Raw genomic sequence first — 25,888 nt, forward strand, 5'->3', positions numbered from 1 at the left:
GTGCTATTTATCGCAAACATCATAACAGCGCCCTGTCATTGAAAATTCAAAATGTCTGACAGAGGTTTTTTGGGGAACGCATGAGCCGATCAGAACAAAGCGTTGTTCGCGAAATGTGCCAAGCTTTTTTGCACGACAGCGTGCCGGAATACATACGCGACGCAGCGTACTATATACTGTCCGAAGGCGAGGTGCAAAAAATAAATATTCAGGAAGGCGAGACCTGGGACGTGCAAGGCGTTATCCAGGGCGATGACCTGCAGGTCTACACACCCAGCCTGAGTTTGACCATCACCGACCGCAGCACGCGCCACCAGTGCAACTGCTCTGACGCCTTCACCGGCATATGCCGTCATGTGGCGGCTCTCGGCCTGCGCCTTGTGGAAGAACTGCGCAAAGAACAGGGCGATGCTGAAGAAAGCCCTCCGCCAAGCACGGACTGGAAGCAAAGCTTCCGGAACTTTTTTTCCACCGATATGGAGGCCGAGCCGGGCCGCCACTATCTCATCTTTCGCTTTGAACCGGAACAGGGCCGCCTTCTGGTATCCTTCTTTCGCGGGCGGCAGAACAAATCCGGCTTGTCCAGCGTGCACAACGAGGTGACGCTGGAGCAGATCATCAACAACCCCGAATGGTGCGAATTTTCCCCGCAATTGCCCCATGTGGCCCGTCAGATCGGCCAGCACCTCGACTATTACGGTCACAGGGTTGAAATTCCGCAGGGCCTTACCTCATGGTTTTTCTGGTCGGTGCGCAAGGAATACTATCTGCTCTGGAAAGATACGGACATGCCCTGCCGCATCGAAAGCACGCCCTTTGCTCTCAAGCTCAAGCCCATTCTGGACGATTCGGGCTTCAGCTTTGAGGTGCTGCTCAAGCGCGAAGGCCGCCCCCCACTGCCCATCCGGGCGGGCGCTGCAAGCCGCGCCGCCGCTGAAAGCCGCAACCCGCAGAACGAAAGCTCCGCCCCGGAAGACGCGCCCATCACGTTTCACGGGCAAATGCCGCTCTGGGTCTGCTACCAGCACAATTTCTACCCTGTGCAGACGGGCCTTTACCCCTCGCTTGTGCGCAATCTCATCTATGAGCGCCCCGTTGTGCCGCACGAGGAAATTTCTGAATTTCTTGACCGCGTGTGGACGCGCCTTCCCGCTTCAGAGCTGTACGAGCCGCAGCAGTTCCTCAAACAGATGGAGCCGGTGTTTCAGCCCGCCACGTATAATCCCAAGCTCTTTCTGGATGAAGAAGGCAGCCTGCTCACGCTTGAGATCGACAATATCTATGAGACCCGCCACGGCGAATTCACGCTCAACGGGCCCAACCCCGACTTCCAGACCGGCAGCTATACCTATGAAGGTCAGACCTTCCTGGTGCGCCGCCATCAGGACGAAGAAGCCCAGCTCATGTCGGATCTTGCGGGCATGGATTTTCAGGCCCGCTCCAGCAAGCTGTGGTTCCTCGAGCCGGAAGAAGCCATTGCCTTTCTGCTGGACTACTACCCCAAGCTGGTCGAAAACTACCGCGTTTACGGCGAAAAAGCCCTTTCACGCTACAAGGTGCGCACGGCCACATCCAATATTACTGCCGAAGTTGTCAGTAATGAAAAGGAAAAGTGGTTCTCGCTGGATATTACCGTTGATTACGAAGGCCAGTCCCTGCCCCTGGAAAAAATCTGGAAGGCGTGGACGCGCGGCAAGCGCTATGTGCAGCTGAAGGACGGCTCCTACACAAGCCTGCCTGAAGCGTGGCTTGAAAAGCTTTCGCACAAGCTGACCGCCCTCGGCCTCGACCCCTCCAAGCCGCCGCAGCACAAATTCAAGCAGTTTGAAGCCCCGGTGCTGGACAGCCTGCTTGAAGACCTGCCCGGCGCTGCCACCGACTCTTTCTGGAACAACCTTCGCGAGAAGATACGCTCTTTCCGCGAGGTGCGCCCCATTGAGCCGCCCAAGGGCCTCAACGCTAATCTGCGCGCCTATCAGGTGCAGGGCCTTTCATACCTCAACTTTTTGTCGGAATACGGCTTCGGCGGCATCCTGGCTGACGAAATGGGCCTGGGCAAAACTGTGCAGACCCTCGCCTTCATCCAGCACATGGTGCAGCACAGCCAAGGCGGCCCCAACCTTATTGTGGTGCCCACCTCCGTATTGCCCAACTGGGAACGCGAAGCGGAAAAATTCGTGCCCAGCCTCAAGCTGCTGACCATCTACGGCACGCGCCGCGAAGGCATGTTCAAGCATATCTCCGCGTCTGACCTCGTCATCACCACCTACGCTCTGCTGCGCCGTGACCTTGAGGAGATGGAGAAGTACGACTTCAACACCGTCATTCTTGACGAAGCCCAGAATATCAAGAACCCCAATACGATAACCGCAAGAGCCGTGCGACGCATCAACGCACGCATGCGTTTGTGCCTGTCGGGCACGCCCATTGAAAACAACCTTTTCGAGCTGTGGTCCCTGTTTGAATTCCTCATGCCGGGCTTCCTCGGCTCGCAGCACGCGTTCCAGCGCGGCATCGTCAAGCCCATCAAGGATGGCGACGCGGAAACTCTGGACTACCTGCGCACCCGCGTACGCCCGTTCATTCTGCGCCGCACCAAGGCCGAAGTGGCCAAGGATCTGCCGCCCAAGGTCGAAAGCGTCACCTGTTGCGCCCTTGAAGACGCCCAGGCAGAACTGTACGCGGCCCTCGCCCGCAAGCTGCGTGCCCAGGTGCTCGCGGATGTGGACGAAAAAGGCCTGGCCAAAAGCCAGATGTCCATTCTGGACGCCCTGCTCAAGCTGCGCCAGATCTGCTGCCACCCCCGGCTGCTCAAGCTGGACCTGCCCGGGTTTTCCAACAACCTGCCTTCCGGCAAATTCGACGCCTTCAAGGACATGGTTATGGAAATTGTGGAAGGCGGGCACAAGGTGCTGGTCTTCTCGCAGTTTGTCCAGATGCTGCAGATCATCAAGCAGTGGCTTGAATTCTCGCAGGTGCCCTTCTGCTACCTCGACGGCGCGAGCAAGGACCGCTTTGACCAGGTGGACCGCTTCAACAACAGCCCCGACATCCCCATCTTTCTTATATCGCTCAAGGCGGGCGGCACGGGCCTCAACCTTACCTCGGCGGACTACGTTATCCACTACGACCCATGGTGGAACCCCGCTGTGGAAAGTCAGGCCACGGACCGTACCCACCGTATCGGCCAGACACGGCAGGTCTTCTCATACAAGCTCATCTGCCAGAATACGGTGGAAGAAAAGATACTCAAGCTTCAGGAAGCCAAACGCGGCGTGGCCGAAGCCATTATTCCCGGTCAGGACACCTGGAAGTCCCTTACCCGCGAAGACCTGGAAATGCTGTTTGATGTTTAATTAACGTGAAAATGCTTTGTGGGAGAGGGACCCTTTTGCAAAAAGGTCCCTCCCCCACGCCCCCCTAGAGCATTTTCGCATTGAGAATATCTATTCTCACGGTAGCCGTTGCCCGCTCCTGCGGGATTGCCTGAACCGTTGGCGGGAACCGCCTTACGGGGCAGGACAGCATCGCTACGGATAGCGACAGCGGTTCTTCCACTTAGATGTCGTGTAGCCAATTACTGTCTTCAGGCGTATTTTCCTGCGTCACAACGCCTGAAGCAACGCTTCCAAGACGCCCGCTCCGACGTTTAACCGCGCAGATAAACAGCGCTTACGCCTCCGCGGCGGGCGTCTGCTCCCGCATCCGCCACAGCAATTTCAAAGAGAACTTGCTCTAAAACTCTTATTGTTGTCAGGGAGTGAATTTTGATAAAAAGGTGATGGCCCAGCGGCTTTTGCCAACGACCTGACGATACAGCTTCTGTAATAAAAACCCTCGGGCCACGCCGGGGGTTTTCTAGTACCACCTGGGGCACTGTCACGCTTCAAAACTGCACCGCAGACGTACAGCCTGCAATCAGGCTGTCAGCACAGGAAACCGGGCAACCTCCTTTACTTTTCGAGGTAAATATCGCATGGTACCCGGATTATAACAAACAGACTCAGGTATTCGCCGCATGATTCAGGTAAGCAATCTTCTCAAGCGCTACGGCAGCAATGTTGTTTTGCAGAACATCAACATGCAGGTACGCCAGGGCGAAATTTTCGGCATTGTCGGCCATTCCGGCGCTGGCAAATCCACACTGTTGCGCTGTCTCAACGGCCTTGAGGTCTATGATGAGGGCAGCGTCAGGGTTATGGACGTGGAAGTGGCCTCGCTTGAGCCCCGCGCCCTGCGCCTGCTGCAAAGCAAGATGGGCATGATCTTTCAGAATTTCAATCTGATGGCCCGTAAAAATGTTTTTGACAACGTGGCCTTTCCACTCCAGCTCTGGCACAAATCCGACCGCGAGAAGCGCGTTATGGAACTGCTGGATCTGGTTGGCCTCACGGACAAGGCGCGCCAAAGGGTGCAAAGCCTGAGCGGCGGCCAGAAGCAACGTGTGGGCATTGCCCGCGCCCTGGCCCTGAACCCCAGCATTCTGCTTTGCGACGAGGCAACCTCCGCCCTTGACCCCAAGACCACCTCATCCATCCTTGACCTGCTGGAAGACATCAACAAGCGGCTCAACCTGACCATCATCATGGTCACGCACCAGATGGAAGTGGTAAAACGCCTCTGTCACAGCCTGCTCTTGCTCGACGGCGGCAAAACTGTGGCCATGGGCAAGACCGAGGACCTTTTTCTTTCGCCCACCAAGGACATGAAGGCCATCGTGGAGAATGAGTACACGCTCATTCCCGGCGGCACCAACATCAGGCTCATGTTCCCGCGCGTCATCTCGCAGCAGAGCGTCATCACGCAGATGGCAAGGACCCTTGGCATCGATTTTTCCATTGTGGGCGGCAAGCTTGAGCGGTACCTGGATGATGTTTTCGGCTTTCTTATCATCAATGTGCAGGATCAGGACATCGAAGCCGTACTGAGCTACCTTGAAGAACAGCACCTGTATTGGGAAATACTGGAATACCCCGTAAAACAAGCCTTGGATGCGAGCCATGAGTGATCTGAGTTCCCTCGCGCAACTGACGCAGGACTTCGCCCCCCTGTGGGACCGTCTTCAGGACAAAATGCCCGAAATTCTGCTGGCCACCTGGGAAACCCTCCAGATGGTGATGCTCTCCACGTTTTTTTCACTGCTCATCGGCTTTGCCCTGGCCATCCTCATGATCGTGACCAACCCCATTGGCCTGAGCCCCTGCCGCTCGATCTACAGGGTGGTGGATTTTGTGGTGAACCTGGTGCGCTCCTTTCCCTTTATCATTCTGCTGATCGCCATCATCCCCTTTACCCGCCTTGTGGTGGGCACCTCCATTGGCAGCGCGGCGGCCATTGTTCCCCTCACCATCGCGGCGGCCCCCTTTGTGGCCCGCCTCATCGAAACCTGCTTTCTTGAGGTGGACAGGGGCGTGATCGAAGCGGCCCGATCCTTCGGAGCCAGCAACTCTCAGATCATTTTTCGCGTGCTCTTTCCCGAGGCGCTGCCTTCCATAGTGCTCAATATCGCGGTCATTGCCATTACCCTGCTGGGGTATTCCGCCATGGCCGGCACCGTGGGCGGCGGCGGGCTGGGCGATTTGGCCGTAAAATACGGCTACAACCGCTTTCAGGTTGATATAATGGTCTATTCCGTTATCATCCTTTGCGTACTGGTGCTGCTTATACAGGGCATCTGCAACGTATTGTACAAGATACTGCGATAAAGCCCCGCCATTTCCATGTCGGGCCTTGATTCTTCAACAGGCACAGTCTTACCCAAGCGAGGAGCCATCATGAAACGCCTGCTTCTGTCTCTGGCCATGATTCTGACCCTGGCCGTTCCTTCCTTCGCCGCCGAAGACATCGTCATCGGCGTCACCCCCTTCCCGCACAAGGACATCATGCTTGTGGTCAAGCCCCTGCTGGCCAAGGACGGCTACAACCTGGTCATCAAGGAATTCACGGACTACGTGCAGCCCAACATGGCCCTTGCCAACGGTCAGCTTTTCGCCAACTTCTTCCAGCATGCCCCCTACCTCGACAACATGAACAAGGAAAAGAACCTTGGTCTTGTGTCCATCGGCAAGGTGCATATCGAACCGCTTGGCGTGTATTCCAAAAAAATCAAGAAGCTGGCCGACCTCAAGAAGGGTGACGCCATTTCCGTGCCCAACGACCCCACCAACGAAGCACGCGCCCTGCGCCTGCTTGAAGCCAACGGCATCATCAAGATCAAGCCCGGCGCTCTCGTGACTGTGGCCGACATCACCGAAAATCCCCTTGGCCTCAAGTTTCATGAGCTTGACGCCGCCCAGCTGCCCCGCACCCTGGACGACGTGACCGCCTCCGTCATCAATACCAACTTCGCTGGCGAAGCCGGTCTTATCCCCGCGCGTGACGCCCTTGTGATTGAAGGCAGCGAATCGCCGTACGCCAACATCATCGTGGTGCGCGCGGCCGACAAGGACAGCCCCAAGGCCAAGGCCCTCATCAAGGCCGCCCAGTCGCCCGAAGTCAAGGCCTACATTGAAAAAGAACTGGTGGGCAAAGGCATCATGCCCTCGTTCTAGCCCAACGCTGTTTTGCGTCTTGGGGGCGGCTGCACGGGCAGCGCCCGCCAGGACCTGGGACGACTTCCGGCACTGAAAGCATGCATTCTCAATGCCGGAGCGTTCAAAAATCCTGCATGCCGCGGCTGGCTCCTGTCTTGCCCGGCATGGCATAACCCCTGGGAAAGCCACTATAAAAAAGCTTTCTTAGTGTTCAAAACGCATGACATCATAAAGACGGCTCAGACGGGATGTAACTTTTTCCGTCCGGGCCGTCTTTGCCTCGGGCTGGCAATGCGCTATCTTGAACGCATATGCCAACACGGTAGAAAGAATGCAGAGGATACCCATGCAGACGATTGATACATGGCGAGGAAAAAAGGCCCCTGAAAATCAGCGAGCCTTTATGGGGTGGGCCGGCCTGACGGTCAATGACGACACTGTTGATGTTCTTGACATGCTGCGCGCATATTATGCCGTGGCGTCAGGCGAATCCTGCGGCCAGTGCTTCCCCTGCCGCAGCGGTCTCAAACGCATTGCCGCGCGCCTTGAGGATATGTGCCAGGGGCAGGAACGCGCCGATGATCTGGAATATCTGCGCGAACTGGCCGCTATGGTCCGTGGCAGCGCCCGCTGCGACATTGGCCAGACCTCGCCTCAGCCCCTGCTGGATGTGCTGGAACAGGCCCCGCAACTGCTCAAGGCCAGAAAGACCTCTGGCGGCAACTATACGAGCATGGTTACCGCCCCCTGCGTCAATGCCTGCCCAGGGCATGTCAATGTTCCTGATTATATTGAAGACATCCGTTTTCGCCGGTTTGACAAAGGCCTTGAGCGGGTTATGAACAACTGCCCCATGCCCGGCACCATTGGCCGCGTGTGTGAGCGCCCCTGCGAAGCCGCCTGCAAGCGTGGCCTCAAGGGCAAGCCTGTGGCCATTCGCAATCTCAAGCGTTTTCTTTTTGACCACAATGCCGCGCTCAACCAGCCCCTTGCGCCTAAAAATCCGCCTGCCCACGGTAAAAAAGTGGCCATTATCGGCGGCGGCCCTGCCGGGCTGTCCTGTGCCTACTACCTCTCCCATTTGGGAGCCGCGCCCACCATTTTCGAGCGTCACGACGTCTGCGGCGGCATGGCCAAATTCGGCATTCCCGACTTTCGCCTGCCGCCATCCGTGCTGACGCGGGAAGTAAACGTGGTGGCTGCTGCTGGCAGTGACATCCGCACCGGCGTTGAAATTGGACGCGATATTTCTGTGGACCAGCTGCACGATGAGGGTTTTGAGGCTGTCTTTATTGCCGCAGGCGCGCCCCACGCCCCCGGTATGCGTTGCGAAGGCGAAGACAGCTGCCCGCAGGGCTACCTCAGCGGCATACATTACCTGCATGAAGCCACCATGGGCAGACAGGCCGTAAGCGGCGCCCGCCTTGTGGTGGTGGGCGGCGGCAACGTGGCCATGGACTGCGCACGCACGGCGCTGCGCCACGGCTTCAAGGAAGTGCGCGTGGTCTACCGCCGCACCGAGGCAGAAATGCCCGCCGACCCCGTGGAAATTGAAGAGGCCAGGGAAGAAGGCGCTCTTTTCACGTTTCTGGCAGCCCCGCTGCGTATAGAAAACAGAGACGGTCGCGTTACCGGCCTTGTGTGCCAGAAAATGGAACTCGGCCCTGCGGACGACTCCGGCCGTCGCCGTCCTGTTCCTGTTGAAGGCGCAGACTTTGAACTGCCTTGTGACGCCATTGTCTACGCCATCGGCCAAAAGGTCGCTCTGGAAGTGATCCTTAAAGGCAAGGACGGCGCCCTGAACAAGTACCGCACGCTGGACGCCCACGACATCACCGGCGAAGTCAGCGCCCTGCCCCGCTTTTTCGGCGGCGGAGACTGCGTGACTGGCCCAAGTTCGCTCATAGCCGCCCTTGCCGCTGGCAAACGCGCGGCCGCGCACATAGCCGCCCACCTGAGCGGCACGGATGAAGGCCCAACCCTGCGCGAAAAGCTGGAACAGGCGCTCATGTCCATCAATATGCTGGATACGGAAGATTCCGTTCCCCTTGAGGACCCGACGCCGCCCATGCCCATTCACGCCATCTCTCTGCACGAACGCCTGCAGGGCTTTACAGAGGTGGAAACAGAACCGCTGGAGTGGGAAGCCGTACGCGAGTCGTCGCGCTGCCTGCGCTGCCTGCGCGTCGTCATGACTGCACATTGAGCATGTGGGCGCATGGTTGATTGATTTTTTTTTAGATGCGCACAAAGCCTGCTGACGTAATTGCCAATAGTTATTCAGGCAAAACCCTGCGACTACATGCCGGGAGCGGACAGCCTGAGGGTACGCCGAGAGCAGGCCGCAAAAAACTGAATATCGGACGAACGCGCACTGACCGCGTCGTACAAATATGAAGGACGGGCCGCATCTGGCCCAAACGGGAGTTTCTATGTTTGTCACCATTAATGGAAAACAGGCTGCCTTTCAGCCTGGGCAGACCATACTGGATGTCGCCGAGGCCAACGGCGTCTTTATTCCCACGCTGTGCTGGCTGCCCAAAACCGGACACGGCAAGGTATGCCGCATCTGTTCCGTCGAGGTAAAGGGGCGCGACCGCCTGCTGCCCGCCTGTTCTTCCCCTGCCGAAGACGGCATGATCATCGAGACGGATTCCCCTACAGTGCTCGCCACACGCAAAAACATTCTTTCTCTGCTGGTGGCCGAGGGCCGCCACGACTGCTTTTTGCGCAAACTGCCTCCCGACCTCTGGCCCGCATATCAAAAGGCCGCAGGGGCCATGCCCCATCGTGAGCATCCCTGCCCCGCCGAAGGCAAATGCCAGCTCCAGACATTGACCATGAAGTGCAATGTGCCCGTCAAAGACCTTGTGCCGGAACCCGGGCATTTTCCCCTGGATGACGACCACCCGATGATCACGCGCGACTTCAGCCGTTGCGTGCAGTGCGGGCGTTGCGCCTCGGTCTGCTCGGCCATTCAGGTCAACGACGCCATTCCGCCGCAGTTCGGCCGCAGAGCTGAAAAAGAATCCTGGTGGCCCCTGGTGGACTACACACGCTGCACCCACTGCGGCGAGTGCGTTCAGGCATGCCCCACCGGGGCGCTTACGGCAAAGAAGTCCTATGGCCTTGCCGTACGTGAAGACAAGGTAGACACGGTGCGCACCACCTGCCCCTACTGCGGCGTGGGCTGCCAACTGAACCTGTCCGTCAAGGATGGGCGCATAATCGAGGTCAACGGCGTTGAAGACGGCAGCCCCAACAAGGGCAGCCTGTGCGTCAAGGGGCGCTTTGGCTATGACTTCATCTACAGTCAAGAACGGCTTACCGAGCCGCTTATCCGCCGCCAGGACGGCACGTTCCGGACGGCCTCATGGGACGAGGCTCTGGACCTCATAGCTGCCAAATTTTCTGAGGTGATTGAAAATCACGGCCCGGATGCTGTGGCCGGTGTGGCTTGCGCCCGTAGTATCAACGAAGATAACTACCAGATGCAAAAACTCTTTCGCGCGGTGTTCAAGACCAATAATATTGATCACTGCGCGCGTACCTGACACGCTCCCACTGTGGCCGGTCTGGCCACATCATTTGGATCAGGTGCGATGACCAACAGCTTTGCCCATCTGGGCGAAGCCAAAATGCTTTTACTCATTGGTTCCAATATCACGGAGGCTCACCCCGTGGCCGGAACCCTTGTCAAACGGGCCGTTCGCAATGGGTGCCGACTGATTGTCGTGGACCCGCGCCGCACCGGCATAGCCAAGGAGGCGGAAACCCACCTGCAACTGCGCGTGGGTTCGGATATTGCCCTGCTCAACGCCATCATGCACGTGCTCATCAGAGATGACCTGTACGACAAGCACTTTGTGGCGCGGCACACGCTGGGATTTGAGGAACTGCAAAGCAATGTGGCCGACTGCACGCCTGAGCGTGCCGCGCCCATTTGCGGCATTGCGCCTGAAGTCATTGAGCGTACCGCCCACGATCTGGCCTCGGTCAAACCCGCCATGCTGGCCTATACCCTTGGCATAACAGAGCATACCTGCGGCGTTAACAACGTGCTGGCCTGCGCGTCGCTGCAAATGCTTCTGGGCAATGTGGGCAAACCACTGGGCGGCGTGAACCCCCTGCGCGGGCAGAACAACGTGCAGGGTTCCTGTGATATGGGCGCTCTGCCGGATACCTACCCCGGTTACGGCAAGGTGGCCGACAAGGCCGCCCGGGAAAGGCTGGAGCAATTCTGGAAAACGTCCCTGCCCACAGGGCCGGGCATGATGATGCCCGACATGCTGGATGGCCTCAAGTCAAAGAAAATCAGGGCCATGTATATATTTGGCGAAAATCTTGCCAACACGGAACCCGATATCGGCCATGTGGAAAGCTGCCTGGCGTCCGCGGAGTTTCTGGTGGTGCAGGATATTTTTCCCAATGAAACAACGCGCTTCGCCCATGTGATTCTGCCTGCCGCAGCCTGGGGCGAGAAGGACGGTACCTTCAGCAACAGCGAACGCCGCGTCAGCCGTGTACGCGCCGCCAGCGCCGCGCCCGGCCAGGCGAAAATGGACTGGTGGATTTTCAAGCAACTGGCGGCCCGTTTTGGCCATCACTGGGAATCGGATTCTGCGCAGGACCTGTGGGATCATGAAATATCGGTACTGGCCGAAATATTCCGCGGCATCAAGTATCGGCGCATTAAGGGCGACGGCCTGCAATGGCCCTGCCCGCATGAAGACCACCCTGGAACCCCGGTGCTGCACAAGGACGGGGCGTTTACTCGCGGCAAGGGCTTGTTTGTGTCTGTGAACTGGACGCCGGCAGCAGAAGTTGCCGATGCGGAATATCCTTTTGTTCTCAGTTCCGGCAGGCGGCTCTACCACTACCACACCAGAACGCAAACAGGCCGCAGCAAGGGGCTCAACACGCTCATGGGCCACGACACGGCGGATATATCCACCGCTGATGCCGCCCGGCTGCAGATAGCCGACGGCGAAACCATCCGCGTGTCTTCACGCCGTGGATCAGTGACGGTACGGGCAAAGGTCACGGACGACATGCCCGTGGGAATGGTCTGGATGGCCTTTCACTTCCGTGAAAGCAACGCCAACTGGCTCACCAACCCCGCCATGGACCCGATTACCAAAACTGCGGAATATAAAGCCTGCGCCGTAAAGATCGAAAAAATCTGACACGGCCCCACAGGCTAACGAGACTTGGCCGGTGAGTCCTGACCAGCGAGGTCTGGCCGACCAGACATGGCCCGACAAGTTCAGACCCGACGAGACCATGCCGCACGCTCAGGCAAACCCTGAGTACTGTCGGCATGGTCTCGTCTTTTTTAACAAAGCTTTGCCGCCGCCCCAGCTTCATCTGCAACCAGCAGCGTACTGCCCGGGCGTAATCCCAAAATGAAGACGAAACAGTCGGTTCAGATGACTTTGATCAAACAGCCCCACACTGGCTGCGGCTTCAACTGCCTGTACGCCTTTGGCCAGTAGATTTTTCGCGTGCTGAAGGCGGATTTGCGTCAAATAGCTGTGCGTCGACAAGCCAGTCATAGCCTTAAACGTTCGCATGAAGTGGTATACGCTCAACCCCGCCACTGCAGCGACGTCGTGCAAGGCAACTTGCTCGCCATGGTGCGCCTGCAAAAAGTCAATCGCACGCTTCATACATGACCGGCACACATGAGCATTTGAACTTGCAGTAGTTCGTGTGCCGCAGCGCTCGATCACTGATGCCAGGGTTGCATAAACCCAGGACTGTCGTTCAAGCACATCCAACGATTGCGCCAGCACTGCGTTTGCGTATTGCAGGTGCCGCGCCAACGTTGCGTCCTCGTGCAAAATTTTGCTCCCAAAGTCGAGATCGCCCCGACCTGCCAGAACCTCGTCGGCAATAGCGTTTAAAAAGCGATTTGAAGGATAAAAGGCGCAATACTCCCATCCCATATTACGCTCTGCGGCTTCGCCCGTGTGAACCTCACCCGGCGGGATTATCATTACCGTCCCGGGGGTGGCGATGCCGCGCCATCGCGAAACTTGATGCCTTTGAGCACCACTGCTGAAGGCCGCGATGACGAACTCATCATGAAAGTGCGCCGGGTAACTATACTCGTGACAAGAGGCGTTGAGCAGTTCAAGCCCGTCCGGCAGGCAGGAGTCGCGCCATAGCACCATCCTGTCGCGCCTTTGCGCCTTTGTTCGTTGCTCTTTCATTACTCGTTACCTGTCTGCCATATTTAGAACAATTTCACTTTGAAATTGCTCTGGCGGATGCGGGAGCAGACGCCCGCCGCAGAGGCGTAAGCGCAGCTTCAGCCGTTGCCCGCAGGGCTTACGGATGCTTCAAGCGTTGTGACGCAGGAAACTACGCTTGAAGACAGCATGCATAACGGCACAGCTTGTTTCATACAATCGCTGCCGCATCCGTAAGTCCTTCGGGCAAAGGCTGCCGCGAAGACAGCACCGCTATTTATTTGCGCGGTTAAGCGCCGAAGCGAGCGTCTCGGAAGCATTGCTTCAGGCGTTGTGACGCAGGAAAATACGCCTGAAGACAGTAATTGGTTACACGACATATAAGTGGAAGAACCGCTGTCGCTATCCGTAGCGATGCTGTCCTGCCCCGTAAGGCGGTTCCCGCCAACGGTTCAGGCAATCCCGCAGGAGCGGGCAACGGCTACCGCGAGAATGGATATTCTCAATGCGAAACTGCTCTAGTATGCCTATGAGCAGGATTATCCAATTAATAAAAACGTAATTGCTGCAATATAAGTGCGTCCACGCAGAAAAACGAGAAAATGAAGCAACATCCAGATAAAAAAGGAGAAAAAATGAAAAATACCTCTCGGCTTCGCCCTCTGAAGCAGAAAGTGATTGGAATCCTGGGCGGGATGAGCAATCAGGCCACAAGCGAGTATTACAACATGCTCAACGAACGCTTGAATAGCCGCCTGGGTGGATGGGACAATGGAGAAATCATCGTCGTTTCGGTAAACTTCGGTAATATTGCACACTTTGTACATCACAATTTATGGGATGAAGCTCAGGCGTACCTCAATGAGAAAGTTAACCTTTTGGAACTCGCGAACGTCGATGTCATCGCTTGCGTATCGAATACGATGCACCGGGTAGTAGAACCAATAATGGCCAGCCGCAGCACGCCGTTCATCCATATTGCCGACCCCACTGGCGAGGCCATCCGGCAAGCAGGCCTTAAGCGTGCGGCCTTGCTGGGAACCATGCCAGTTATGCAGTCTGAAGCGCTCCGCCAGCGTTACTCTGACAAATTCGGCGTTGAAGTCATGCCACCCAACGATGATGATAAGGGTATCGTCGATCGCATCATTTTTGATGAACTGGTGCGTCGTGATCTGCGTAAGGACTCCAAACAGGAGTATCTGCGCATAGTTTCCGCCTTGCGAGCCGAAGGCGCACAGGGAGTCATTCTCGGCTGCACCGAGATTTTCCTGCTCATAGGCCAGGATGATCTGCCCGGCTTTCCGGTATTTGACACCACAGCTCTTCACACCCAAGCCATAGCCGATTTTGCGCTGTCTTGATTTGCTTCGCCGCCGTATTGATTATGCGGATAGTATATTAAAACCATTTACTGCTTGCAATAGAGCGGTCACCGCCAAGTATCAGTTCTATTCAAGCATCGGATTCATCACTAAAGCAAGATTTCATAGGAGACACGCCAAAGTCCCGTTATAAGGAAGATAAATTATGTTTCCTCCCAGTGACATAGGATGAAACAACATAAATCTTCCCAAGATGCTACGCACGACACTTGTATTTGTATGCCGCATCATGGCTGTGTTTGATGTCTTCGTGAGTTGAAGTTTTTAAAAACAGGCAGGCTCTTTCTCGCTTGTGGCGCTTCAAAAAACCGCCTTGTAGCCCTACTGGCGGTTTTTTATATGGGCCAGTTGCGAATTCCGCTTTACCCCTAGGACGAGAGTATCTGCAAACTTGTCCTCAAAAAGCTCAGGGAAAAACCTTTCATCTGGACATGACCCTAAGTATAATTCATAAAAATCTATGAATATTGTATTTCCTTTTTTATATCCTGTACGTTGTCAAACTTTTTTTACTAGCGATTTTTATTAACAATAGGTAACTTAGTTACTGCTATCTGCAAATCATCGCAGGTTCGCCCTGCCCTGGAGGACTCCTGATGCTGACATCACCCCACAAAGAATTTCATGATGCCATTTTGGCTTTTATCCCTAAAAATCGTATATATACTGATCCCCTGCGCCTGTTTGCCTATGGCACAGACGCCAGCGTCTACCGCCTCACCCCCAAGCTTGTGGTGGACGTGCTTAATGAAGAAGAAATAGTTGAGCTCATGGGCGTGGCTGACCGCATGCGGGTGCCCGTAACCTTTCGCGCGGCAGGCACCAGCCTCTCAGGCCAGGCCGTGACGGATTCCGTGCTGGTGCGCATCAGCCAGGGCTGGAGAGACTGGCGCGTGGGTGAGCACGCTGAAAAAATCACGCTTCAGCCCGGCATCATCGGTTCCGGGGCCAACAAGATACTGGCGGAATTCGGCAAAAAAATCGGGCCGGACCCGGCCTCCATCGACAGCTGTTTTATCGGCGGTATTTTTGCCAATAACGCCAGCGGCATGTGCTGCGGCACTTCCGACAACTCATACAAAACAGTCCTGTCCACCCGCATGGTCCTGTCAGATGGCACCCTGCTGGACACCGCCGACGCCAAAAGCCGCGCGACCTTTGCCAGGACTCACGGCCACATCCTTGACGGCCTGACCGCTCTCAGAAACAAGATCATGAGCGACGCAGCCCTGGCTGACCGCATCCGCCGCAAGTTCAAGATCAAAAATACCACGGGCTACAGCATCAACGCCCTGGTTGATTACGAAGATCCCTTTGAAATCCTGCAACACCTCATGGTGGGTTCTGAAGGCACCCTGGGCTTCATCGCCGAAGTGACCTACCGCACCGTGGAAGAAGCGCCGTTTAAGGCATCGGCCCTCATGCTGCTGCCCACGGTCAAGGACGCCTGTGACCTCGCTTCTGCCGTGGCCACTCTGCCAGTCTCCTCCGCCGAGCTTATGGACAGGGCTTCTCTGCGCTCAGTGGAGGGCACCCCCGGCCTGCCCGACGGCCTCGACACCCTGGACGACAAGGTCTGCTCCCTGCTGGTGGAGACGCGCGCCTCCTCTCAGGAAGAGCTGGACAAAAACATCGCCACCATCAACGCCGCCTTCAAGGACGTAAAATTCGTGCGGCCGCACGCGTTTACCGACAAGCCCGAAGAATACACCAAGCTCTGGCTGATCCGTAAGGGCATCTTGGCCTCGGTGGGCGGCATGCGCCCTGTGGGCACCTCCATTGTTATTGAAGACGTGGCCTTTCCCCTTGAGCGCCTGGGCGAAGCCGCCACAGACCTGCAAGACCTGTTTGCCCGCCACGGATACTCGGTGGCCCCCCTGTTCGGCCATGCCAGGGACGGCAACCTGCACTTCGTTTTCTGGCAGGACTTCGGCTCGCCCACTGAAGTGGCCCGCTATGCGGCCTTTATGGACGACTTCTGCAAACTTATTACCGAAAAATATGACGGTTCCCTCAAGGCAGAACACGGCACGGGCCGCAACGTGGCCCCCTTTGTCGAACTGGAATGGGGCGCGGCTGCCTACAGCATCATGAAATCCGTCAAGGATCTGCTGGACCCCAAGAGCATTCTCAATCCCGGCGTGCTTATAAATCCCGATCCGCAGGGGCACATCAAGAACCTCAAGCCCCTGCATCCGGCTGACGAGCTTGTGGATAAGTGTATGGAGTGCGGTTTCTGCGAGTCGGTCTGCCCGTCCCGCAATCTGACCCTCACCCCGCGCCAGCGCATCACGGCGTACCGCGAAATATGCCGCCTGCGTGAGGTTGCCCCTGGCAGCAAGGAACTCAAAAACCTTGAAAAACAATACGACTATATGGGCAACGCCACCTGCGCAACCGACAGCCTGTGCCGCCCCCGCTGCCCCGCTGGAGTGGATACCGGCGTCTTCATCAAGAGCCTGCGCAAGAGGGAAGCTGGCAACCTGAGCAAAAAGGTCGCCAACAGTATTGCTGACCACTTTGCCGGAACCTGCCGGGCCATGTCCTTTGCGCTCAACAGTGTGGACAAGCTGCACCGCGCCCTGGGCACCACCTTTATGGAAAATGGCTCCAGATTGCTGCGCTGCGTCACCTTCAACAAGGCTCCTCTCTGGAACAGGGATATGCCCAAGGGCGGCAGCAAGATACGGATTCCTGAAACCCACAGCGCCAATCCCAAAAGAGTGGTGTACTTTCCAAGCTGCATAGCCCGCAACATGGGCCCCGGCGAAGAGCACACCGATCGCCGCACTGAGCCGGAAGCGGTCATCAGCGTTCTGCTCAAGGGCGGCTACGATGTCATTCTGCCCAAGGATATGGACAAGCTCTGCTGCGGCATGGCCTTTGCCAGCAAGGGCCTTGCCGACGCCGCCCACAAAAAGGAAAAGGAACTGGAAGCCGCCCTCAAGGAAGCCAGCAACAACGGGCAGTACCCCGTGCTTTGCGAAACCAGCCCCTGCCTGCTGCACATGAAGCAAACTCTTGATCCGTCGCTGACCTTGATGGAGCCCATTGAGTTCATTCTTGAAAAGATGGATGGCAGCCTCAAGTTCAACAAACTGCCCAAAACCATTGCCCTGCATGCCACCTGTTCGGTGCGCAAAATGGGCCTTGAGGGCAAACTTGAAAAGCTCGCCAAAATGTGCGCCGAAAACGTTGTCGTACCGGACGGCATCAACTGCTGCGGATGGGCGGGCGACCGGGGCTTTACACACCCTGAGCTTAATGAATCCGCGCTCAAGAGCCTGCGCATGCAGGTCAGCACGTGCGAGGTTGGCTATTCCTCAAGTCGAACATGCCAGATCGGCCTTTCGCTGCACGGCGGCATTCCCTACTACTCCATTGTCTTTCTGGTAGATGAGGCCAGCGTGTAGACGCGACAGGCCGCATAAAACAGACAATATCCCAACGTCACCGGGGCCGCTGCCAAACGCAGCGGCCCCGGTACTGTTTCACGGGCTGATGTATTTTCTGGCCGATTTACTGTTGAACCCCCTGAGAGCAAATAACCCTTTAGAGTATTTTAACTTTGAAAAAGTTTAAATGCGCTAACGCTGCACGAGAGTACAGCGCGCCATAATATGGCGTGGATTCTGCCGAAAATCGCATTTTTCGGCAGAACGACAACTTTGAAATGTGAAGCATTTCAAAGCTAACCTGGTCTAGATGGCGTACTGCCTGCAAGACGCTGTCTCTGCCCTTTTCAGATCATAAAAATCGTTGTGCTGCACTAAAATACAGTAAAAGCTTTAAATGTTGGGGCGTGGGTGAGGGCCTTTATTGCAAAAGGGGCTCCCACTCCCACAAAGAATTTCAAAATAACATTGCTCTCGTCGAGTCGAGGGGCTGACGCAAAGGCCCGCCGCCAGCGGCGGCGGCCAGCAGATTCCGGCCAGCACCCTCGTGTTGCGCGGGGCTTTACATTGCCGCCCAATAACGTATGGTGCCGAGACGTAACAGCCCGCGAAGATCATTCGCTGTCCGGCGTCCCGGTTTGCCGGGTTGCCGCAAGGGCCGGATGCCGGAAATAGCGGATGTGCGGATTCTTTTTTTAACTATGTAATTTATTGTTATTTTACATGGTTAAAAAAAATTTCAAAAAAATTCCACACACCCCCCTTTTCAACCCGCCAGCATGTCTTATTTCTATGCCGGTGCGGGGCCGGATTGGACAGACTGTTCAACATGGCCTGTTACGCGCAATATTTCCAGCGTGTACGCTATTTTGCGTCCACAGCTGTGTCCCTGAGGGACGATAATAACATTTCCGGGAGGATCTGACGTCATGAAGCTGAAACCCCTCAACGACCGTGTTCTGGTCAAACGCCTTGAATCCGAAGAAAAGACCGCCGGTGGCCTGTACATCCCCGACACGGCTAAAGAAAAGCCGTCCAAGGGTCAGGTTGTGGCAGTGGGTCCCGGCAAGGTAGGGGATAATGGCGAGCGCACCCCTCTGGCCGTCAAGGCTGGCGATGAAGTGCTGTTCAACAAGTACGCCGGTACTGAAGTGAAGCTTGACGGCGTTGACCATCTGGTCATGCGCGAAGAAGACATTCTCGCCATCATCGACTAACTCCCACCTTTGCCGCATTACCACTAGGAGGAAATGTCCCAATGTCTGCTAAAGAAATTTTTTTTGATGTGAAAGCCCGTGAAAAACTTTCCCGTGGCGTTGATAAGCTTGCCAATGCCGTCAAGGTCACCCTTGGCCCCAAAGGCCGCAACGTGGTCATTGAAAAGTCGTTTGGCGCTCCCGTCATCACCAAGGACGGCGTGACGGTTGCCAAGGAAATCGAACTGTCCGACAAGTTTGAAAACATGGGCGCTCAACTCGTCAAGGAAGTGGCCTCCAAAACTTCCGATGCCGCTGGCGACGGTACCACCACCGCCACCATTCTGGCTCAGGCCATTTACCGCGAAGGCATCAAGCTTGTGGCCGCTGGCCGCAACCCCATGGCCATCAAACGCGGCATCGACAAGGCTGTTGAAGGCCTGATCGCCGAACTGGCCAATCTTGCCAAGCCCACCCGCGACCAGAAAGAAATCGCCCAGATCGGCACCATTTCTGCCAACTCCGACACCACCATCGGCAACATCATTGCCGAAGCCATGTCCAAAGTGGGCAAGGAAGGCGTCATCACGGTTGAAGAAGCCAAGGGCCTCGAAACCACCATGGATGTGGTGGAAGGCATGCGCTTTGACCGCGGCTACCTTTCTCCCTACTTCGTGACCAATCCCGAAAAGATGGTCTGCGAAATGGACAATCCTTACATCCTGTGCACGGAAAAGAAAATCTCCAGCATGAAAGACATGCTGCCCGTGCTTGAGCAGGTTGCCAAGGTGAACCGTCCGCTCATGATCATCGCTGAAGACGTGGAAGGCGAAGCCCTGGCCACCCTGGTGGTCAACAAGCTGCGTGGCGCCCTCCAGGTTGTTGCCGTTAAGGCTCCTGGCTTCGGCGACCGCCGCAAGGCCATGCTTCAGGATATCGCCGTGCTGACCGGCGGCCAGGTGGCTTCCGACGACACTGGCTCCAAGCTTGAAAACATGAGCCTGGCCGAACTTGGCACCGCCAAGCGCATCGTCATCGACAAGGAAAACACCACCGTTGTCGACGGCGCTGGCAAGAGCGAAGACATCAAGGCCCGCGTGAAGCAGATCCGCGCCCAGATCGAAGACAGCACCTCTGACTATGACCGCGAAAAGCTGCAGGAACGCCTTGCCAAGCTGGTGGGCGGCGTGGCCGTGGTGCATGTGGGCGCTGCCACTGAAGTGGAAATGAAGGAAAAGAAAGACCGCGTTGAAGACGCCCTCAATGCCACCCGCGCTGCCGTGGAAGAAGGCATTGTGCCTGGCGGCGGTACCGCGCTCATCCGCGTGGCCAAGATCCTTTGCGACATCAAGCCCGCTGACGACGACGAACTGGCTGGCGTGAACATCATCCGCCGCGCCATTGAAGAGCCCCTGCGCCAGATCGCCCACAATGCCGGCTTTGAAGGCTCCATCGTGGTCGAAAGGGTGCGTGAAGGCAAGGACGGCTTCGGTTTCAACGCCGCCACCGGCGACTACGAAGACCTCATCAAGGCTGGCGTTATCGACCCCAAAAAGGTCACCCGTACGGCTCTGCAGAACGCCGCCTCCGTGGCTTCCCTGCTGCTGACCACCGAGTGCGCCATTGCCGAAAAGCCCGAACCCAAGAAAGATGCTGCCATGCCTGACATGGGCGGCATGGGTGGCATGGGCGGCATGGGCGGCATGTACTAAGCCAGCCCGGCGCTTCCCGATTTGTAGAATGACAAAGCCCCCGCGCAAGCGGGGGCTTTTTTTCACCGAGGTGTTTTTTATGATCCGCTACGGCTTTGCCTGCAAAACCATTGGCCTGCCTGGAGCGGCACAAAGCAGTCTTGCCCTGGCGCGTGCAAGCCGCGACAACCTCCTGGCCGTCAGCCGCAACAATCTGGGCGCGCTGGAAGCCATGCTGCGCTATTGCCGCAGTCAGTCCCTTGCACTCATGCGCATCAGTTCAGATATTATTCCGCTGGCCTCGCATGAAGCGGTGCACTTCGATTGGCAGGCCGAATTACGGCTTGAACTTGAAAACCTGGCCGCCCTTGCGCGCCAGAGTGGCGTGCGCCTTTCCATGCACCCAGGCCAGTACACGGTGCTCAACTCTCCACGTCAGGATGTAGTGCGCAAAGCCGTGGCCGATCTTGCCTACCACGCGGCCTTTCTCGACGCCCTGCAAGCTGGCCCGGAGTGCCGCATAATCCTGCATCTTGGCGGGGGCTATGGCGACAAGGCCTCCGCGCTGCAAAGGCTGCGCGCCAATCTTGCTGCCTTGCCCGATGGTATCCTGCAACGTCTGGCCCTGGAAAATGACGAGCGCATCTACACCATTGAAGATGTTCTGGCAGTCTGCCATGACTTCGAACTACCTGCCATTTTTGACATTTTCCATCACGAATTGAACCCGCCCCTGCATGGCGACCTGCGGTACTGGCTTGACCGCGCAGGGGCCACCTGGAACGCCCGCAGCGGACGCCAGAAAATCCATTATTCGCAGCAGCTGACGGACAGCAAAGCGGGCATGCACTCCCTCACCATCGCCATGCGCCCTTTTATGCAGATGCACAGCCTGCTCGAAGAGCGCGAGCTTGATGTCATGCTGGAGGTTAAGGACAAAAACCTTTCGGCCATCAAATGCGCAAACCTGACGCAGCCAGACCTGCCACGTAAAAACCTTACGGAAGAATGGGCGCGCTACAAGTATCTTGTGCTGGAGCGCAGCCCCAGCGCGTATTCCGCCATCCGCCAGTTGCTCAAAAGCGAGCGCCCGGCAGCGGAAGCGTTTTACGCGCTGCTTGAAGAAGCCCTTGCCTGCGACCTTGAACCAGGCAAGGCCAGAAACGCCGCTGAACACGTCTGGGGCTATGTAAGCAAAAAAGCGACGCCCAGCGAATCAACCCGCATGCTCAAAGATCTTGAACTTCTTGGCGTCGATCTTGCGCCTTTGCCCCGCATCAAGCGTAAAATCCTGGCCTTGGCGACGAGCAAGGGCGAAGAGTACCTGTTGCACAGCCTCTATTTTTATCTGAATTAGAGCATCTTACCTTTGCAAAACGTAAAATGCTCTGATGCTGCACGAGAGTGCAGCGCGCCGCAACATTGCCTGGATTCAGCCGAAAATCGCATTTTCTGCTGTCTGACACCGTTGAAAGCCAAGCATGTCAAAGCCGTCTGGCTGGAAAAGGCAGCACCTTCCTGGCATCTCACCATCTCAAAGTTTATCTGTCCTTCCCTGTGTGAATGCGGGTTCTCAACGTATGTGGCACAACCACCTGGAAGTGCTTGCCACCGCAAAAAAATGCGCGGTAATGCGCTCATACGCCTTCATCGCCGCTCAGTGTCATGTCACGCATAGTTCATTCACAGTAAAGTTCTCAATGCCTGCCGTTGCGAAAAAAACAGCCGCACCAGGTGGCCCGAAGTCCTTTGCCGCATCCGGGCAAAAACCGCTAAAACGGCCCGAAACCAATATGGTTTCGGGCCGTTTTACTGTCAGGCTCTAGAGCCTGTAAGGTTCTTTGGTGTTATTCCTGTATGGAACGGGCTGCCGCAAGGGCCTGGGCCTGTTCCTCAAAGTTCTGGAAGCCCGCATGGTGCAGGGCGTCCAGCACGGTATCATCCCAGTTCCATGTGGCATAGATCACAGGCTTGTGGAAGGTGGAACGGAAGCTTTGCAGCTCCGACCGATAGAAGTCTTCCTTGGGAGTGTCAAGATGCTCGCGGAACTGCTCGTGACGGCGCTGCAACTCCCCTTCGTACCATTCCTGAATATCCTGCGGATTCTTGTATTTCTTGAGGATATGTCCGTAACCGGCCTTTTCCATAAGCCCCGCCAGACGCTGGTGGTGCTGCTGGCAGAGCCACTTGCCGAGATCAGAGGTGGGGATATTCTCCCCTTCCACAGCGGCGATGTCGAACACGGTCTGGTAATAGGTGTCGGGCACCACCGAGGCGGACGTAATGCCCGCAATGGCCACCAGACCGCGAAGGATAAGGCTGTTGGACACGCCCTGACCGCAGAAGCCCACCTTCTTGCCATATTTGAGACCGGTGAAGATGCTCACCAGAATGGCCCAGACAACGGCGGGATCCTCTTCATCATAAATGTGCGCAAGGCGCGCATTATCGCGGTCAGTAGCCAGCACCATCTGGGTCATGTCATTGGAGCCGATGGAGAACCCGTCAAACTCCGAAATGAACTGCTTGGCCAGAATGGCGTTGGAGGGCAACTCGGACATGAGGATAATCTTGAGGCCGTCCTGGCCGCTCTTGAGCTTATGCACCTGTTCAAGGTAGCTGCGCATGGAGCGGGCTTCTTCAAGGGTACGCACAAAGGGCAGCATCATTCGCAGATTGGAGCCGCCGTATACGCCCCGCGCCAGTTTGAAGGCCTCAATTTCCCAGTCATGGATGTTACGCGAAACGCCACGATACCCGAGCATGGGGTTGTCTTCAAAATGCTCGAAGAGGTTGCCCCCAAGCAGGTTGCGGTATTCGTTGCTCTTGAAGTCCGTCGTGCGGTAGGTGATGGGCTTGCCGTAGAAGGCCATGGCAAAGAGCGCCAGGTTCTGGGCAAGGGTTTGCACATAATGCTCCTTGCCGGTACGGAAGCCACGCGCCTTGATCATGCTGTGGATTTTTTCCGGCAGGTTGCGCACGTCGTCCATTTCTTTCTTGAGGCCGGAGCGCAGGCCCACCTCTTCACGCAGATGGGCTATGTTGGCCATAAGGCGCGTCACGCCCGGCAGGTCCTTGATGCGCTTCACATGGGCTTCAACGCTGGCCTCAATTTCGGCAATACGCTTGCCGGATTCGGGGTCGTTGCTATTTTGCAGGGCAAGCTCGTCGTCATAGCCCATAATAATGCGCACATGGTCAGCCAGATCGGGCGAAGTCTTGAGCACTTCGATACGGCGTGAGGCCATCTCCATATGCTGGTCAATCTTGTGATCCAGCTCGCGCATTTTACGGTGCTGCAACAGCACATCTTCGGCATTGAGGTTTTTGCTGGTGTCGGCCAGAGCAGCCAGTTCAGCGGCAAGGCCCGTGATCTCGCCCACGTGTTCGCGCAGGTTGAGATTAAAGACAATGAGCCCGGCGGACATCTGCTCGCGCAGCACCTTTGAGAGGCGGTCTTCCAGCTCCTTCAGCTTGGCGTGCACCACCCCTTCAAGCTCGCCCTTGTCAAAGGCTTCCAGAGCTTGCGGGTGAATGCTGATGTTGCCCAGCATGAATTCCGCGCGCAACAGACCCACTTCAAACTGGTCAAAGTTGCGCAGGCGGGAAAGAAAGAGCGCCTGCCCCACGTCGGCAAGCACAAGGCCTACCTTGGTCTTGGTGGCAGGCAGCTTGGCCACGTCCATTTCGCCGCCAACCTCGTGCAGCGGCAGCAGGCCGCGGTACACGCGCCCGCGCGTGCCGTCAACAGTAACCTCCGCGCCGTCCAGAGCGCGCAGCACGTCAAGACGCTGAATACCGATAACGGCGGCAATGCCGAGCTCACGCGAAGTGATGGCGGCATGGCTTGTGTCGCCGCCCACATCGGCCATAATGGCGGAGGCCACGCGCATGCCCGGCACCATGTCCGGGTCGGTGCGCTCGGCGGCAAGCACGTCGCCCTTGGATATCTTGTTCAGTTCAAGGGCTGAACGCAAAAAGCGCACCGTGCCCTGACCCGCACCGCGTGAAGCCCCGTTGCCTTCAACCAGCACTTCGGCATCAGCGGCGGCCTTGGGATCAACCTCGCGACGACGCATGAAGATGGTCGTGGGGTGCATTTCCAGGTCTTCATTCCAGCGGGTTTCAGGCCGCGCCTGCACGAACCAGAGCTTGTCGTTGGCGTCAATGCAGAATTCGGTGTCCATAATCATGCCGTCGTAAGCCTTGCTTACGGCGCGCACGCCCTGGGCTACACGTTCTGCCTGACTGAGCGAAAGCGCCCAGCGCAACGCCTCAAGCTCGGGGACTTCCACTTCCTTGGTGCCGCCCCTTTCGTCATAAACGATCTTCATGTCCTTGCAGCCCATCTGACGGATGACAACCTCGCCGCCGTCGTCGCGCTGGAAGACATAAAGTTTGTCGGGCGTAACCTTGCCGCCCACCACAGCCTCGCCGAGGCCATAGCTGGCGTCAATGCTCACGAGATCCCTGCGGTTGGTGCCGCGGCAGCCGGTGGCCGTATCAGCGGAAAACGCCGTACCGGAAATGACGGGGTTGATCATCTGCATCATGCACACAGAAAGTGAGGTATGCTCGATGGCCCATTCTTTCTTGGCGGTTTCGGCAATGGACTCGTCGCCGGTTTCCTCAGCCTTGGCCAGCGCGTCCAGGATAGCCTCGCGGCGATAGGTCATGGAGCGCAGGTTGTAGGCTGATGCACAGTCCCAGTGGTACGCTTCAACAACCTTGTCTTCACCCACCATGTTCAGATAGGTGTCCTGAAGGCCGGCAAAAGCTTTTTTGCGCGAATCTTCGCCAGCGGCTGAAGAACGCACGGCCACAGGGGTCATGTCGTCGGAGTTGTCCTGGCAGATCTCGCGGTAAGCCCCGCGCACGGCCTCACTGACATCGGCGGGGACCTCCACGGAGAGAATGGCCGCCTGAACGATGACCGAACGCTTGCGCAACTGGTCAATGCCCTCGGGAGAGGTGGCAAAGCCTTCAACAATATTATTGATAAAGGTACGCAGTTTGGTGTGCGACTGCTCGCCTTCGGCCTTGGCGGCCTGATGAATCTGTTTGCCGAGCTGGCGCACAAATTTTTGCAGAAAGTCCGGATCCTGGTTAATTTCGGGATCGTTCCAGTCAATGCGTCCGTATTCACGGTCCACAACACTGCGTACCACGCGCCCGTTCACCTTGGTTTCATCCAGAAGCTGGTGAAAGGCCAGAGAGGATATGGCGCGGAAATAAGGCGCCTGAATGCCCTCAATCTGGCTGATTAACGCCGTGTTATAGTTTTTACCACCAACAAGCAATTCCGCTTCGGGTCCAAGCTGCACAATGTCGGCGCCCGTAAGCACCAGTTTTTTCTGAACGGCTTCAGGGGTATGCCCCTTGGCCTTGTTCTGCGCAGGTTTGGCGGCGGTACTCTTACCCATGTCTTCCTCCGGTTTGGGAAACAGAAGCATTGCAACCTAGGAAATTGTATATCGGCATCAGCAAACTGTCT

Annotated in this window: 13 protein-coding genes; 11 read left to right on the plus strand and 2 right to left on the minus strand. The window is 56.8% G+C overall.

The features are described from left to right. Positions 1–80 precede the first annotated feature (80 nt). The 6 genes from BCS36_RS03805 (at position 81) to fdhF (ending at position 11,719) form a co-directional block, all read left to right on the plus strand. Positions 81–3,356: a DEAD/DEAH box helicase gene (locus BCS36_RS03805; RefSeq protein ID WP_291301584.1), complete on the plus strand. Its 3,276-nt coding sequence runs from the start codon at positions 81–83 to the stop codon at positions 3,354–3,356. Positions 3,357–4,018: 662 nt separating this feature from the next. Then, positions 4,019–5,008 (plus strand): methionine ABC transporter ATP-binding protein, encoded by a 990-nt coding sequence (locus BCS36_RS03810; RefSeq protein ID WP_291301585.1) that lies wholly within the window; start codon positions 4,019–4,021, stop codon positions 5,006–5,008. After that, entirely contained in the window at positions 5,001–5,705 is a 705-nt protein-coding gene (locus BCS36_RS03815) for a methionine ABC transporter permease (RefSeq protein ID WP_291301586.1), read from the plus strand. The genes BCS36_RS03810 and BCS36_RS03815 overlap by 8 nt, the downstream gene beginning before the upstream one ends. Positions 5,706–5,774: 69 nt before the next feature. Beyond that, the gene (locus BCS36_RS03820; protein ID WP_291301587.1) at positions 5,775–6,551 is read left to right on the plus strand and encodes a MetQ/NlpA family ABC transporter substrate-binding protein; all 777 of its coding nucleotides are present in this window, start codon (positions 5,775–5,777) and stop codon (positions 6,549–6,551) included. A 328-nt stretch (positions 6,552–6,879) separates the two neighbouring features. After that, entirely contained in the window at positions 6,880–8,739 is a 1,860-nt protein-coding gene (locus tag BCS36_RS03825) for an FAD-dependent oxidoreductase (protein ID WP_291301588.1), read from the plus strand. A 226-nt stretch (positions 8,740–8,965) separates the two neighbouring features. Beyond that, a complete protein-coding gene (gene fdhF / locus BCS36_RS03830) occupies positions 8,966–11,719 on the plus strand; it encodes a formate dehydrogenase subunit alpha (RefSeq protein ID WP_291301589.1) in 2,754 nt (917 codons plus the stop codon). Between the two features lie 177 nt (positions 11,720–11,896). Here the strand turns inward: fdhF and BCS36_RS03835 are convergent, their stop codons facing one another. Further along, a complete protein-coding gene (locus tag BCS36_RS03835) occupies positions 11,897–12,748 on the minus strand; it encodes an AraC family transcriptional regulator (protein ID WP_291301590.1) in 852 nt (283 codons plus the stop codon). A 581-nt stretch (positions 12,749–13,329) separates the two neighbouring features. Between BCS36_RS03835 and BCS36_RS03840 the strand changes: the two genes are divergently transcribed. The 5 genes from BCS36_RS03840 (at position 13,330) to uvsE (ending at position 21,751) form a co-directional block, all read left to right on the plus strand. Beyond that, the gene (locus tag BCS36_RS03840; protein ID WP_291301591.1) at positions 13,330–14,091 is read left to right on the plus strand and encodes an aspartate/glutamate racemase family protein; all 762 of its coding nucleotides are present in this window, start codon (positions 13,330–13,332) and stop codon (positions 14,089–14,091) included. Positions 14,092–14,708: 617 nt separating this feature from the next. Next, the gene (locus tag BCS36_RS03845; protein ID WP_291301592.1) at positions 14,709–17,525 is read left to right on the plus strand and encodes an FAD-binding and (Fe-S)-binding domain-containing protein; all 2,817 of its coding nucleotides are present in this window, start codon (positions 14,709–14,711) and stop codon (positions 17,523–17,525) included. Positions 17,526–18,436: 911 nt separating this feature from the next. Continuing rightward, positions 18,437–18,724 carry a co-chaperone GroES gene (gene groES, locus BCS36_RS03850; RefSeq protein ID WP_291301593.1) on the plus strand — a complete coding sequence of 96 codons (288 nt, stop codon included), beginning with the start codon at positions 18,437–18,439 and terminating at the stop codon, positions 18,722–18,724. A 41-nt stretch (positions 18,725–18,765) separates the two neighbouring features. Next, positions 18,766–20,415: a chaperonin GroEL gene (gene groL / locus BCS36_RS03855; RefSeq protein ID WP_291301594.1), complete on the plus strand. Its 1,650-nt coding sequence runs from the start codon at positions 18,766–18,768 to the stop codon at positions 20,413–20,415. A 28-nt stretch (positions 20,416–20,443) separates the two neighbouring features. After that, the gene (uvsE, locus tag BCS36_RS03860; protein WP_291301595.1) at positions 20,444–21,751 is read left to right on the plus strand and encodes a UV DNA damage repair endonuclease UvsE; all 1,308 of its coding nucleotides are present in this window, start codon (positions 20,444–20,446) and stop codon (positions 21,749–21,751) included. A gap of 490 nt (positions 21,752–22,241) precedes the next feature. Here uvsE and BCS36_RS03865 read toward each other — a convergent pair whose 3' ends face one another. Continuing rightward, entirely contained in the window at positions 22,242–25,817 is a 3,576-nt protein-coding gene (locus BCS36_RS03865) for a PEP/pyruvate-binding domain-containing protein (protein WP_291301596.1), read from the minus strand. Positions 25,818–25,888 lie beyond the last annotated feature (71 nt).

Origin of the sequence: Desulfovibrio sp. MES5, assembly GCF_002237645.1 — a bacterium.
Lineage (GTDB): Bacteria > Desulfobacterota > Desulfovibrionia > Desulfovibrionales > Desulfovibrionaceae > Desulfovibrio.